Origin of the sequence: Amycolatopsis sp. NPDC051045, from assembly GCF_040682955.1 — a bacterium.
Lineage (GTDB): Bacteria > Actinomycetota > Actinomycetes > Mycobacteriales > Pseudonocardiaceae > Amycolatopsis.
Genome location: NZ_JBFBCC010000020.1, coordinates 70732 through 85194 on the forward strand (window position 1 = coordinate 70732; position 14463 = coordinate 85194).

Consider the following 14463-nt stretch of genomic DNA (forward strand, 5'->3'; position numbering starts at 1 on the left):
CGGTGGCGGGGGTCATTCGAAGACGCCTTGGTAGATGTCGTTGATGTTCCAGTGCCCGGGGGTCGGGACCGGTTCGTTGACCATGGGGACGTCGAGCACGGCGGGACGTCGGTTCTCGATCGCCTTGCGCAGTGCGGCGGCGAGGTCCTCGGGGCGTTCGACGGTGTAGCCGTCGGCGCCGCAGGACCGCCCGAAGGCCGCGAAGTCGGGGGAGAAGGGGTTGCCGTCTTGGTCGCGGAACTCGCAGCCGAAGCTCTGGCCGAAGTTGTGGGCCTGCAGGTCCGCGATGGTGCCGTGCGCCTTGTTGTTCATCACGACGAACAGCACCGGCAGGCCTTGCTCGACGGCCAAGGGTACGGCGGGGAGCTGGGCGCTCATCCCGCCGTCGCCGACGAGGGCGACGACGACGCGGTCCGGCTGGGCCAGCTGCACGCCGACCGCGGCGGCCGGGCCGAAGCCCATCGTCGACGCGCCGCCCGGGGTGATGAACCGGCCCTCTTCGGGGAGTTCGTAGCACTGGGCGACGCCGTTCTTGTTCCAGCCGACGTCGGTGACCAGCACCGCGTCCGGGGGCAGCGTCGTGCGCAGGTCTTCCAGGATCCGTTCCGGACGCAGCGGGAAATCGGTGCTGCGGCCGCGTTCCTGGCTCGCCGAGAAGAGGTCCGCGCGGACGGTGCCGATCTGCTCGCGGACGTCGGCCCGCTCGACGGGCTCGGGCCTCAGGTCCTTGACGGCGGCGGTGATCGCCGGTACCGCGTGGTTCACGTCGGCGACCGCGCCGATCTCGACGGGGTAGTTGCGGCCGATCTCCGCCGGGTCGAGGTCGATCTGGATCAGCCGGCCCGGTGGGAACGCCCAGGTGTACTCGTCGTTCCACGAGCTGGCGTCGGTCTCGGCGAACCGGGTCGCGAGAGCGAGGACGACGTCGGCCTTGCGGGTGTACTCGTTGGTCAGCTCGAGGCCCCAGAACCCGGTCATGCCCATGACGAGCGGGTGGCGGTCGGGCAGGGTGCCCTTGGCCATCAGGGAGTGGGCCACCGGGATGTCGAGGTGCTCGACGAGTTCGAGCAGTGCGGCCCGTCCGTCCGGTGAACGGAGGCCGCCGCCGAGGTACACGAGCGGACGTTCGGCGCCGGCCAGCGCCTGCGCGATCCGGCGGGCGTCGGCCTCGGACAGCGCGGGCTTCGCGGTGTGGGCGACCAGCGGGTATTCGACGAGCGGTACTTCGCGCGAGAAGTGGTCCATCGGGACGTTGAGCAGGACAGCGCCCGGACGGCCCGAGGTCGCCGTCCAGAACGCGCGCTCGGTGAACCGGGCGAGGTCTTCGGCGCGGTGCACGTGCCAGGCCCGCTTGACGAAGGGGCGGTAAATGGCGGTCTGGTCGGCGTCGGCGTGCAGGTTGACTTCCTGGTGCGGGTGCCGGCCGTGGTAGTACGACGGGATGTCGCCGGAGATCGTGATCAGCGGCACCGAGTCGAACGCCGCGGTGGCCACGCCGGTGACCGCGTTCATCATGCCCGGGCCGACGTGCACGAGCAGGACGCCGGGCTTGCCGGTGGCGCGGGCGTAGCCGTCGGCGGCGTGGGCGGCGGCCTGCTCGTGGCGCGCCATGACGAACTTGATGCGGCTGCGGCCCAACGCGTCCAGGACCGCGATGTTGGTGTGCCCGCACAGACCGAAGACGTATTCGACGCCGTAGGACTCCAGCTGGCGGACGAGCGCGTCGGCGGCGGTGATGGTCGGGGCGGGGTGGCTCATCGAAGTCGAACTCCTCGGTCGCTCGGCGGTCTCGGTCACTGCTCGCCCCAGATGGACAGGTTGCGCAGCACCAGGGTCTTGACGACGGTGTAGTCGTCGATCATGTGCGCGGGGGATTCGCGGCCGAAGCCGGAGTCCTTGACCCCGCCGAAGGGCACGTGGTCCAGGCGGAAGTTCGACGAGCCGTTGACGATGAGGCCGCCGACCTGCAGTTCGCGCCAGGCGGTGAAGATCGCGCCGACGTCCTGGGTGAAGATCCCGGCCTGCAGGCCGAACCGGCTGGTGTTGCACGAGGCGATGACCGTGTCCAGGTCGTCGAACGGCAGCACGGCCACCAGGGCGCCGAACACTTCCTCGACGACGAGGGTGGCGTCCGGTGCGGGATCGGCGACGATCGTGGGCAGCAGGGTCGCGCCGTCGCGCTTGCCGCCCAGCAGCACCCGCGCGCCGTTCGCCGCCGCTTCGGAGGTCCACTTCTCGACGCGGGCCGCGGCCTCTTCGTCGACCATCGAGCCGATGTCGGTGGCCGGGTCGAGCGGGTCGCCGACCCGCAGGCCTTCGACTTCGGTGCGGAAGGCGGGGAGGAATTCCTCGAACCGGCTGCGGTGCACGTAAACCCGCTGGACGGAGATGCAGCTCTGCCCGGAGTTGCTGTAGCCGGTGCGGGCGCAGGTCTTGGCGGCGAGGGCGATGTCGGCGTCCGCGCAGACGAGCGTCGCGGCGTTCCCGCCGAGTTCCAGCACCAGCCGTTTCGCTCCGGCAGCGCGGGCGACCGCGTTGCCGGTTTCGGGGCTGCCGGTGAAGCTGATGACGGCGACCTCGCGGGCCGCGCACAGGGCGGCACCGACATCTCCGCCGCCGTGCAGCAGCTGCACGGCCTCCGGCGGCATGCCCGCTTCCAGCAGCAGCGCCACCACGGCCGCGGTCGTGGCGGGCGCTTGCGGCGGGGCCTTGACCAGCGTGGTGTTGCCGGCCGCGAACGAGGCGCCGAGTTTGTGGGCCAGCAGGTTCGCCGGGGCGTTGAACGGGGTGATGGCCAGAGCCACCCCGGCCGGCGCGCGGTAGGTCAGCGCCGTGTTGCCCACTCCGCGTTCCCAGCCGGCGACCGGCAGGTTCTCGCCGCCGATGTGGCGGGTTTCGGCGGCGCAGACGGCGAAGGTGTCGGCGACCCGGTCGAGCTCGCCCCGCCCGTCCCTGAGCGGCTTCCCGAGTTCGAGGGCGATCAGCCGGGCGATGTCGTCGCGGTGGTCTTCGGCCAGCCGCGACGCGCGTTCGAGGATCGCCGCGCGGGTCGCCGGGGCCAGTCGCGCGACGACGGGCGCGGATTCGGCGGCGTACCGGACCGCGCGGGCGACCTGGGCGTCGTCCGCGGTGAAGGACGTGGAGACGACTTTTCGCTGGTAGGGGCCGATGCGTTCGGCTACCGATCCGTCGCGGGACCACTGCCCGGCGACGAACGCGGCGGCCTCGGCCGGGGTCTCGGATTTCGCGGCTTCGAGGACTTGCTCCAGCACCGCCACACTCCCTTGTGAACCATCAAACGGCACATCTGGACCGCTCTGCGGACTCCGTGTAACGTACGGTCAGCCGCCTGCCGGTGGCAAGAGCGGGATCTGAAACTGTTGCGAACTGGTCCACCGGCCGGGGACCCGCAATGCGACGAAGGGGTGTGCACCGATGAAGGCTGACGGGGCCGAGGAGCGAGAGGGCTCGTCCGGCGAAGGGGGCGTGCGGAGCGTTCAGCGCGCCCTGGACATCCTCGGGTTGCTGACCGACGAACGGCCCGCCGTCACGATCTCCGACATCGTGAAGGCGACCGGCCTCGCGAAGACGACGGCGATCCGGCTCGCGCAGACGCTGGAGCTGAACGGCTTGCTGTGGTCGACCAGCAATGGCTACATGGCCGGGCCCGGACTGTGGCGGTGGGCGCACCTCGCACGGCAAAGCTGGGAGCTGCCGCCGGAGATGATGCAGCTGATGCGCGAGCTCGGCGATCGTCAGCGGGAGACGGTGAACCTCTACGTCCGCCGGGACATGTACCGGGTTTGCGTGGCGCAGCAGGAAAGCCCGCAGCCGCTGCGGCACGTGGTGCGCGTCGGTGACGAACTCCCGCTGTGGGGTGGCGCTTCGTCGAAAGTCTTGCTCCGCGACGCTCCTCCTGCTTTGCTGAAGAGGATCGCGCGCAGTTCCCCGTACGGTGCCGACCATGCGGACAGTCTCCACAAAGGACTGACCGAGGCGGCGGAGCAGGGGTACGCGGTGAGTCACGGCGAGCGCGAAGCGGGCCTGTCGGCAGTGGCGGTTCCCGTGCTCGGCAAAGGGGAGTCCGTCGCGGCCGCGTTGTCGCTGAGCGGCCCGACCGTCCGATTCTCCGAAGACCGGGTCGCCGAGTTCGTCGCCGATCTCACCGAGTCCGCAACGCGGATGAGCGAGCGGGGATTCGACCATCCGTTCGCCGGCTGACTCCGGCCGGACTCGTCGTCTGGTGCAAGGAGAGGGAATGACGAAACGACCGCTTCGCGGTATCCGGGTGCTCGACCTGACCAACGTCCTCGCCGGACCGTACTGCAGCTACCAGCTGATGCTGTTCGGCGCCGAGGTGGTCAAGATCGAGCTGCCGGGTTCGGGCGACCTCGCCCGGAACCTGGGGCCGGACGCGGCCTTGAACCGGGCCGGGATCGGTACGTCGTTCCTGGCGCAGAACGCCGGCAAGAAGTCGATCGAACTCAACCTCAAGGACACGGCCCAGCGAGAGCTCTTCCAGGACCTGGTCCGCGGCGCGGACGTCGTCCTCGAGAACTACCGGGCCGGCGTGCTCGACCGGCTCGGCTTCGGCTGGGACCGCCTGCGTGCGCTCAACCCCGGGCTGGTGTACTGCGCCATCTCGGGGTTCGGGCAGAGCGGGCCGATGAGCCAGGCGCCGGCCTACGACCAGATCATCCAAGGCCTCTCGGGCATGATGAGCGTGACCGGCACGCCGGAGACAGCACCGCTGCGCGTGGGATTCCCGGTCTCGGACACCGTCGGCGGCCTGATGGCCGCCCTCGCCATCTCGGCCGCCCTGGTCGGCCGCGACCGCACCGGTGAAGGGTCCTTTCTGGACCTCTCGATGCTCGAGGCCTCCATTTCGGCCATGGGCTGGGCGGTCTCGAACTACGTCATCAGCGGCATCCCGCCGGTTCCGATGGGCCGGGACAACGCGACGGCGGCTCCTTCCGGCACATTCTTCGCCGCGGACGGCCCGCTCAACATCGCGGCGAACCGCCAGGAGCAGTTCGTCACCCTGTGCTCGCTGGTCGGGCGGCCCGAATTGACCACCGACCCCCGCTTCGCCGACCGCGAGGACCGCAAGACCCACCGCGCTGACCTCGACGCCGAGCTGAACAAGGCCTTGGGCGCGCGCCCCGCGCTCGAATGGGAGCAACTGCTGTCCGGCGCGGGAGTGCCGGCCGCTCGGATCCTCACCGTTCCCCAGGCACTGGAGTCCGAACAGCTCGCCCATCGCGGCTTCTTCACGGAACTGCCGTTTCCCGGCGAGCCCGAGCGCGTCCTGCGGGCCAGCGGCAACGGCGTCCTCGTGGACGGCGAACCCTTGCGGGCGAGTGGACGGCCGCCGCTGCTCGGCGAACACAACGACGAAGCCGTGCTGCTGGCCCGCCGGTGGAACGACGCCCCGCCCCTCCCGTCCCCCGCTCCGGAACGGTCGTTCGCGCCCGTGGACAAGGACTGAAATGGACACTGGAACGACGTCGGTGGCCGACTGGTGGGCCACCGGGATCTGCCGCATGGAACCGGGAGTGGTCGAGCTGCGCGGGATCCCGGTGCAGGAGCTGATCGCTTCCCACGGTTTCGTCGCCACGATCTGGTTGATGGTGCGGGGAACGAGCCCGTCGCCCCGGGAAGCGGCACTGCTCGAAGCCGCGATGGTGGCGTCGGTGGACCACGGTCCGCAAGCGCCGTCCATCGCGATCGCGCGGATGACGGCGACCTGCGGAGTCGGCCTGAACAACGCGATGGCGTCCGGGGTCAACGCGCTGGGCGACTCCCACGGCGGTGCCGGGCAACAGTGCGTCGAGGTGTTGTCGGCGATCGTCGAGCGCGAAGCCGCCGGCGATCGGCTCGAAGCCGCGGCTGAAGCCGTCGTGACGGAGTTCCGGAAGCACAGCCGCTACCTGCCCGGTTTCGGGCACCGCTTCCACCCGCGTGACCCCCGCCGTGATCCCTTACTGGGGCTGGTGGACGTGGCTGTCGCGGACGGTGTCGTGGCGGGGAACCACTTGCGCGCGGCGCGTGCGCTGGAGGCGCTGCTGAACAAGGGCCGGACCAAGCCGATCCCGATGAACATCGACGGCGCAACCGCCGTGATCTACGCCGAGCTGGGGTTTCCGCCGCCACTTGCGCGGGGGTTGTTCGTGCTCAGCCGCAGCGTCGGGATCCTGGCCCACGCCTGGGAAGAGACGACGCAGGGCCGGCGGAACAAGGGCCCGATGCCGACGTCGATCCTGCCGACCGCGCTGCCGGCCCAGGCGTGACCGGCCACGCCGTCGATCTGCTCGTCCTCGGCTCCGGCGCGGCCGGTCTCGCGGCGGCCGTCACCGGGGCTGCCGAGGGACTTTCGGTGCTGGTGCTGGAGAAGACTGAGTGGCTCGGCGGCACGAGCGCCTACTCGGCCGGAACGTCTTGGATCCCTGGACACCGGCACCAGCCCGACCCGGCCGCCGACCTCGCGGAGGCACGCCAGTACCTCGACGCGCTCGTCGGCGACCGGGCGCCACGCGAACTGCGGGAGACCTACCTGCGCCACGGGCCCGAGGCGATCGAGTACTTCGAACGGCTCGGGGTCCGGTTCCGGCATTCGGCGAGCGTGGTCGACTACCACCCGGAACTGCCGGGCTCGGGAATCGGCCGGGCGCTGGAACCGCACACGTTCGACGCCCGGCGGCTCCCCGGTTTCGGCCGGGTCCGATGGCCGATCCCGGAGTTCGCGTTGTTCGGCGGAACGCTCATGGTCCGCCGGGCCGAGGCCGACCAGCTGCTGAAGGTGTTCGACGGCTCGGTACGCGCGACGGCACTGGCCCTCCGCCTGGGCGCGAGGTGGGTCTTCGATCGTCTCCGCCACCCTCGCGGGACGCGCCTGACGATGGGCAACGCGCTCGTCGCCGCCCTCTACGACCAGCTCACGCGCCGCTCCGGGAGCGTCTGGTTCACCGCGCGCACGACCGAGCTGACGACCGATGCCTCGGGTCGGGTGACGGGTGCGGTCGTGTCCCACCGAGGGCAGCCGGTGCGCGTGACGGCCCGCCGCGGCGTCGTCCTCGCCGGCGGCGGGTTCCCGGCGAACCCGGACCTGTGCGCCGAGCACCTGCTGTCGCCGACGCCGCAGTTCAGTCCGGCCGCCGAAGGAGCCACGGGCGACACCATCGCGTTGGCCCGGTCGGTGGGTGGCGCTTCGGCCGAGCCGCGCGACGACAACGCGTTGTGGTTCCCGAGTTCGCTCGGGCGGCGAGCGTACGGGTCCACGGCGGTTTTCCCGCACATCTGGGATCGAGCCAAGCCGGGGATCGTGGCGGTGAACGCGGCAGGCCGGCGGTTCGTGGACGAGTCGGTGTCCTACCACCGGTTCGTCCGGGCGATGTACGCCGCCGACCAGGCGATCCCGGCGTGGTTGATCCTCGATGCGCGCACGCTGAAGCGGTACGGGCTGGGCATGATCCGTCCCCATGCCCGCGAGGGTGTTCTCCGCCGGTACCTCGAGGACGGCTATCTCCACATCGGACAGACGATCGAAGAACTCGCTGAGGCGATCCGCGTCGACCCGGACGGTCTGACGAGCACGGTAGGTGCGGCGAACCACTCCGCCCACACGGGTGTCGACGAGGAACTCGGCAAAGGAGAGAGCCCCTACGGCCGTCAGTACGGTGATCAGGCGCACCGTCCCAACGTGAACCTCGGGGCCATCGAGAAGCCGCCGTTCTACGCGATCGCGGTGGTGCCCACACCGTTGGCGACCACGTTGGGTCTCCGCATCGACACGAACGCCCAGGTCCTCGCCGGGCACGGCGATCCGGTGCGGGGGCTGTACGCCTGCGGTAACGACGCGACGTCGATGACTGCCTCGGAGTACCCCGGGGCGGGGTGCCAGATCGGAGCCGGGCTGGTCTTCGGTTACCTGGCCGCGCACCACATCTGTCGATCCTCTTAGAGACTTCGGCGCCCTGTCTCGATGTCGCGGTGAGCGGGCAGACGGTCGTCCGGGACCTGCCGCGTCGCGAAGCTGACCGCGTTGAGGTGGCGCCGGGTGGCTGCGAGGGCGAGGCGGGCGTGTTCACTCGCGCCGACTTGGGCGGCGAGCATGGCGCGGGGGATCTCCAATGTGTACGGGATCCCGGGTGGGAGCGCGGCGAGGATGCCGGGCACGTCGAGCCCGCCCTCGCCGGGGAACAGGCGCTCGAAGCGAGCCGTGTAGATCAGTCCGGCGGTCGTGGCGGGGATTTCGCCGGGCGCGTCGCAGACGTGGGCGAAGTGGAACCACTCACGCGGTAGCTCGCCGAGTTCGTCGATGCTGGAGCCCGAGCGGGCGAAGTGCAGTACGTCGATCAGGAGACCCGAGTTGGGCCGGCCGGCGGCGTGCAGGACGCGGACGGCCTCGGTGAGGTCGCCGGTTTCGGTCCAGGACGGGAACTCCAGGTCGAGGGTCAGGCCGAGCGGGCGGGCCAGGTCGCACAGCTCGGTGAAGTGGTCGACCTTGCGGACCGGATCGGGGTCGGGCAGTTGCGTGATGACGCGCCGTGCGCCCAGCTCGGCGCCGGCTTCGAGGACGCGCAGGAAGTCGCGTGGCTTGTCGGTGGGGCCGATCCGGGCGAGCTCGATGTCGAGGACCTCGATACCCGTGGCCGCCAGACGTGCCTTCGTCGCGCGCATGAGCGCGGGATCGGTGGCCAGCGGGTAGTGCGGTTCCTCCCGGGTCACCCGGGTCAGGCGCAGGCCGACGTAGCGATAGCCGGCGTTCGCCGCCGCGGCCACGAGTTCGGGCGGGGACAGGCTCAGCGCGGTCAGGTGGGCCAGGGAGTAGTCGTGCCCGTGGTCGTGCGCGTCCGCCGTCTCCCGGAGAGCGTTCAGCCGGCTGCGTCGGTGCGCGGCCATGCGCACGGGGGTGTTGGCCGCGCCGTACGCGGCGTAGTCGTCGACGCGTTGCACCACTTCGAAGAACACTCGTGAGCCCACGATCTCGGTGTAGAAGTGGAGGTACTCGCCGTGCTCGTCGCGGTCGTAGAGCACGGAGTGCGCGCGCAGGGTGGCGAGCAGCTCGGCCGGCAAGGCGAGCCGGGCGTCGAGGTCGTCGTAGTAGTTGTCCGGGATGCGCAGCACGCTTCCGCGGGCGGCCTTCGCGGCGGCGAAGATGTCGCCGGTGGTGAACGCGACGTGCTGGGGGTTGGGCACCGCGGGTGCCCAGTCGCCCCGGCGCAGTGGTGCGGTGTTGAGGGTGATCCGGACGTGGTGGGCCGGATCGCTCGCCGCCCGGCTGCGGATCAGTCCGAACGGCGCGGTCAGCTCGACGGTGCGGTCCGGTTCGAGGCCGAGCACCGATCGGTAGAACAGTGAGCTCTGGTCGAAGTCGTCGACCGACTCGGTGAGTGACACGTGGTCGGTACCGGTCAGCAGGGCCGAGGAGGTCGCGTCGCCGGTGGGAACGAAGTCGTCCGGCCAGCCGTCGTTGCGGCAGAAGAAGATCTCCATGCCGTCGGGCGCGGCCACCGACGACAGGTCCGCTTCCTCGGGTCGGCGGGCCCGGGGCAGCACGGGCGCCAGGAGGCGTTCGGCACGCCGGGCCGAACCGGCCGGGTCACTGCTTTCCAATGCCAGTGCGGAAATCATCGCCGTCCCCGGGGCGACCGTCCGTTGTGACCCGTGATTCAGCAGGATCCTGGCCTCGCCCTGCTGCCACAGCTGGACGGGCTTGGAGCGGTGCTGCCCGGTGTGGGTGAACCCGAGCCTCGTCAGGGTGTGCGCCATCGCCGGGCCCGACACCTCGTCCACGGTGAGTTCGGTGAACACGTGCCCACCGAGCAGGGACGCCGGCGGAAGACCGCTCATCACGACGGACTCCTGCATGGCGAGCAGCGAGCGCATCGCGTCCACGGCCGCGTGCCACGGGTCGGTCTGGCGGTAGACGTCGTTGAACACCTCGAGCGACAGCGGGCCCGCGTATCCGGTCGCGAGCACGTGGTCCGCGAAACCGGCGAGGTCGAACGAACCCTGCCCGGGGAACGACCGGTGATGCCGGCTCCACTCCCGCACGTCCATGACGAGGCGCGGGGCGTCCGCGAGTTGCAGGTGGAAGATCTTCTCCGGGGGCACGACGCGGATTCCCGCGGGATCGCCGCCGCGGGAGAGCACGTGGAAGCTGTCCAGGCACAGACCCAGCGCGGGGTGGTCGGCACGGCGCACGATCCGCCAGGCGTGCTGGTAGGTGTTGACGAACCGGCCCCAGGCCAGGGCCTCGTAGGCGATCCGCAGTCCGCGCGCCGCGGCCCGGTCGGCGAGCAGGTGCAGCTGTTCGGCGGCGAGGTCGTCGTCGTCCACCGCGTCCGGTGACGTGGACGAGCAGACCAGCAAGGTTTCCGTGCCCAGTTGCTCCAGCACGTCGAACTTCCGCCCGGCGCGGCGGAGATGGGTGGCGAGCACGTCCGGCGGGACGGCCTCGAAGTCGTGGAACGGCTGGTACAGGTCGATCGACAGGCCGAGCCGGGTGCATTCCTGGCGTACTCGTCTCGGTGACCACGAGGAGGCCACGAGGTCGTGTTCGAAGACTTCGATGCCGTGGAAGCCGGCCGCGGCGGCGGCGGACAGCTTGTCGTCGAGGGTGCCGGACAGGCAGGCCGTCGCGATGCCGAAGCGTCGTCGCGTGCCGGCGCTGCCGGAGTCGGACGACGAGGTCGCGCCGCGGTGCTCGACGGTGAGCATGGGCTTCCACCCTTCCTTTGCGTGGTGAGGGCGCGGTCGTGGTCGACGTCGAACACCCGGAGTTCGCGCCCGCCCAGGGACAGCAGGGCGTGCGTGACCGCGCCGCCCGCGCGACCGTGTTGACCGCGGCCGGCGCCGCCGCGTCGGGGGAGAGGCGCGGCCTCCTTGCCCGTGAACGTACTAGGTAGTTACATATACGCTCCAGTGTCGGAATAGGGAAGGGCGTGGCAGCAGTAAGCGCTTCATCCGGGCTGCCTCCCGGCACGCTGGGGCCATCAGGCGTATTGCGCCGGTGTTCGACTTCGTCCTATTGTTCGTCCCGTGCGGCGGTTCACGTGGTCCACCTGGTGGACCTCTGCGGAGTCGGGAGAGGTGGGCGCCACGACCGCCGGCCGGAAGTCGATCATCGCCGGAGTTGCAGCGACCTTCCGCCGTGCGGACGGGGTACCGACGTGACGTGTCCACAAAGGATCTGCCGGTCTCCGCCGCCGTGCGCGGGTCCCGGCCGGGACGGCGGTCACGTTCACCAACCATGCCGGCAACACGCACGAGCGTGGCGCCACCCAGTTCTTCGAAGGCCTGTTCGACGTCCGGCCGGCACCCGGCGAGTCCTTCATCCACACGTCCACCACCGGGGGCGAGTACTTCTTCAACGCCCCAGCCGGCCCCCGGTCCACCGGCAAGATCGAGGTGTACTGAGATGCGCGTTTTCCTCGCCGCCGCGGCTCTTCTGGCCGGCTTGGTGACCGGCCCGGCCGCGGCCACCGAATCGGCACCGTCGAGCCTGCCGGCCGGCCCGGCGGCCGTGCCTTCGCCGGTGGTCACCGGCCCGATCCCGGCGAAGGCGCCACCCGGCGACCCCGCCCACGACTACCCGTTCTTCGCCACCGACCAGAACCTCCGGGCGTACGGGTACGTCGAAGAGGAGTACTTCATCGAAGGCACCGCCAACCGCTACACGACCCCGGACGGCGCCACCGGCACGGTCGTCGACGGCGGGCACGGGTACCGGACGAGAATCGTGGTCCGGCGCCCGATCTCACCGAAGAAGTTCAACGGCACCGCCGTCGTCGAGTGGTACAACGTGACCAACACGTTCGACTACGAGGTCGTGTGGAGCCGCTCGTTCCGGCACCTGCTGGAAGCCGGCTACGTCTGGGTCGGCGTCAGTGCCCAGGGTACGGGCGTCCACTCCCCACGCGGGCTCAAGGCGTGGAGCCCAAGCCGCTACGGTTCACTCGACCTGACCGACGGCGGCACGGTCACCGACGACGCGCTGTCCTACGACGTGTTCAGCCAGGCCGCACAGGCCTTGCGGCACCCACGCGGCGCGAACCCGGTGCCGGGACTCGACATCCGGACGTTGATCGCGACCGGTCAGTCGCAGTCGGCGTCGCGGCTGACCACTTACGCGAACTCCGTCCACCCGATCGCACCGGTGTACGACGCCATCGCGATCGTCGACGGCGGCGCCGGAGTGCGGACCGACCTGACCACCAAGGTGTTCAAGACGGCCAGCGAGTACGACGTGCTCGCCGGCCAGGCCGCTCGCCGCCGGCCGGACACCGGCCGGTTCGTCTACTGGGAGATCGCGGGCGCGTCCCACTCCGACCGGCACGCCTACCTGGTGAACAACCCGATCCGGCTCCGCGACGCGGGAGTGTCGGGCCTGCCGGCCGGGCCGACCGCGCCCTGCGTGGCGCCGGCCCGCAGCAACGTGCCTTACGAGTACGTGCTCGACGCGATGTTCGACCACATCGTCCGCTGGGTCGCCCGCGGTACCCGGCCACCCGCGGCCCCGCGGATCGAGGTGACCGACCCCTCGACCAGGCCGGCCGCGGCCAACCGGGATGCCTACCAGATCATCAAGGGCGGCATCCGGCTCGCCGCGGTCGACGCGCCGACCGAACGCAACACGGGCTGGAACACCGGCCTCACGCCCGACCGCGACAGCGCCTGCGCGCAGGGCGGCACCTGGATCCCGTTCGACGGCACCACCTTGCGTGAGCTCTACCCGACCCATGCGCAGTACGTCCGCGCGGTTCGCCAGGTCACGAACCAGAACGTCCGCGACGGCTTCCTCGTCCAGGCGGACGCCGACGCCACGATCCGCGCCGCCGAAAGGGCTGATGTGCCATGAGCCGCCGCAAGTACGGCATCGTGCTGGTCATCCTCCTCGGGGTTGCCGGCGTCACGACGACGGCGGCCGCGGCGGGACCGGCCCGGTCGGTCGACCTGGTCGGGCCCATCCCGGCCACCGCCGCCTCCCACCCGTTCAACACGTCTACTGTGGACCTCGCCGGACACGGGTACGTCGAGCAGGAGTTCTTCCTGCGGGGCAAGGCCAACGTCTACGACTACGACGCGGCCGGCCGGGTCGTAGTCGCCAGGAGCGGTGCCCCGTACGAGAACCGGATCATCGTGCGCCGCCCGGCGGACCGGCGCGACTTCGACGGCACGGTCGTGGTCGAGCTGATGAACATGACCAACCGCTGGGATCTCGACCGCATGTGGCTGACCTCCCACGACCAGTACCTGCGCGACGGTACCGCCTATGTCGGTGTCACCAGCGCACCGACCACGGTGGACGCGTTGCGGGCATTCGACCCGCAACGCTACGTGGCGCTGTCCTGGGCCGATCCCACGCCACCGGGTCAGCGGTGCACCGGTACGGCGCTGAACTCCACGGCCACCACTGAGGGCGGCCTGATCTGGGACATCTTCACCCAGGTCGGCGCCGCGCTGAAAGCAGGCGACCGGGTCAACCCGATGGGCGGCTTCGACGTGCGGAAGGTGTACGCCACCGGCTACTCCCAGTCCGGCGCCTACCTGATCCGGTACGTCAACGCCATTCACCCGCGAGCACAGGTCTACGACGGGTTCCTGATCGGAGCCGCCGCGGGCGGACCCCGCCCGCTCGGCAAGTGCTCGGCACCCGTTCCGGTGGCCGACCCCCGCAACGTCGTCCGCCCGACCGCGCAGCCGGTGATCCGGGTCCAGACCGAGACCGACTTCCATTCCGACGGCGGCTATTCCCGCCGCCCGGACGCCGACTCGCGCGAGGACCGGTACCGGCTCTACGAGGTTCCCGGGTCCGCCCACGCGTACAACTACACCGCCGGCTTCGCCCCGTCACCGGAGGATCTGGCCAAGGCCGGGTTCACCTACAACCACTACAACTGCACCGACCCCGGCCTGAGCACGGACTTCCCGGTGCACTACCTGTTCAACGCCGCACAGGCACAGCTGGATCGCTGGGTCCGGCACGGAACCGCGCCACCGCGGGCGGACCGGATCCAGGTCGACGCCACCGGCCGGACCGTCACCGACCGGTTCGGCAACGCGCTCGGCGGCGTCCGCACCCCGTGGCTCGACGTCCCGGTCGCGACCTACTACCCGACGAGCAGTCCCGCGACGACCTGCGGCCTGCAGGGTCATCGGCTTCCCTTCGACCCGGCGCAGCTGAAGCGCGTCTATCCCGACCACGGCGCGTACGTCCGCCCGTTCATCGCCGAGGTCGAACGCCTCGTCGGCCAGGGCCGGCTGACGCGTCCGGACGCCGACGCGGTCATCAACGTGGCGGCCGGCTCCAGTGTCCCCAACTGACCCCGGAACCACGTCGGCGGCCGCGCCTCGCTGGTGCGCCCGCAGGCTGCGGGACGGGAGTCGGCCGGTCACCTCGGGCTCGCTGAGGCGAGCCGGTCGCCGAGGGGGGCAAGTGGTACTTGACAAGCTCGCGAG

The 14463-nt window shown here is 70.7% G+C and carries 9 protein-coding genes and 1 pseudogene; 6 read left to right on the plus strand and 4 right to left on the minus strand.

Annotation, left to right across the window (positions count from 1 at the left end; genetic code table 11):
- Nucleotides 1-12: 12 nt before the first annotated feature.
- Together AB0M80_RS34925 and AB0M80_RS34930 are read right to left on the minus strand one after the other, a co-directional pair.
- Nucleotides 13-1758, minus strand: coding sequence for a thiamine pyrophosphate-binding protein (locus AB0M80_RS34925; protein WP_364573481.1), 1746 nt, complete (start codon nucleotides 1756-1758; stop codon nucleotides 13-15).
- 35 nt (nucleotides 1759-1793) lie between these two features.
- Nucleotides 1794-3272, minus strand: a complete 1479-nt coding sequence (locus AB0M80_RS34930; protein ID WP_364573483.1) for an aldehyde dehydrogenase family protein — start codon at nucleotides 3270-3272, stop codon at nucleotides 1794-1796.
- Between the two features lie 163 nt (nucleotides 3273-3435).
- Between AB0M80_RS34930 and AB0M80_RS34935 the strand changes: the two genes are divergently transcribed.
- From AB0M80_RS34935 to AB0M80_RS34950, 4 genes are read left to right on the plus strand one after another with little or no spacing between them, the layout of a single operon-like run.
- A complete protein-coding gene (locus AB0M80_RS34935; protein WP_364573485.1) occupies nucleotides 3436-4221 on the plus strand; it encodes an IclR family transcriptional regulator in 786 nt (261 codons plus the stop codon).
- A 37-nt stretch (nucleotides 4222-4258) separates the two neighbouring features.
- Nucleotides 4259-5488, plus strand: a complete 1230-nt coding sequence (locus AB0M80_RS34940; RefSeq protein ID WP_364573487.1) for a CoA transferase — start codon at nucleotides 4259-4261, stop codon at nucleotides 5486-5488.
- 1 nt (nucleotide 5489) lies between these two features.
- Nucleotides 5490-6290: a citryl-CoA lyase gene (locus AB0M80_RS34945; protein ID WP_364573489.1), complete on the plus strand. Its 801-nt coding sequence runs from the start codon at nucleotides 5490-5492 to the stop codon at nucleotides 6288-6290.
- Nucleotides 6287-7960 (plus strand): FAD-dependent oxidoreductase, encoded by a 1674-nt coding sequence (locus AB0M80_RS34950; RefSeq protein ID WP_364573491.1) that lies wholly within the window; start codon nucleotides 6287-6289, stop codon nucleotides 7958-7960. Before AB0M80_RS34945 ends, AB0M80_RS34950 begins: the two co-directional genes overlap by 4 nt.
- Here AB0M80_RS34950 and AB0M80_RS34955 read toward each other — a convergent pair.
- Complete coding sequence (locus AB0M80_RS34955; RefSeq protein ID WP_364573580.1) at nucleotides 7957-8901, minus strand: TIM barrel protein; 945 nt, start codon at nucleotides 8899-8901, stop codon at nucleotides 7957-7959. The genes AB0M80_RS34950 and AB0M80_RS34955 overlap by 4 nt on opposite strands.
- Nucleotides 8875-10647 (minus strand): annotated as a pseudogene (locus AB0M80_RS34960) (TIM barrel protein); the annotation flags it as partial. The gene AB0M80_RS34955 and the pseudogene AB0M80_RS34960, both read right to left, overlap by 27 nt.
- 775 nt (nucleotides 10648-11422) lie before the next feature.
- Between AB0M80_RS34960 and AB0M80_RS34965 the strand changes: the two are divergent.
- Complete coding sequence (locus AB0M80_RS34965; protein WP_364573493.1) at nucleotides 11423-12862, plus strand: alpha/beta hydrolase domain-containing protein; 1440 nt, start codon at nucleotides 11423-11425, stop codon at nucleotides 12860-12862.
- On the plus strand, nucleotides 12859-14328 hold the full coding sequence (locus AB0M80_RS34970; protein ID WP_364573495.1) for an alpha/beta hydrolase domain-containing protein: 1470 nt from the start codon (nucleotides 12859-12861) through the stop codon (nucleotides 14326-14328). Before AB0M80_RS34965 ends, AB0M80_RS34970 begins: the two co-directional genes overlap by 4 nt.
- Nucleotides 14329-14463 lie beyond the last annotated feature (135 nt).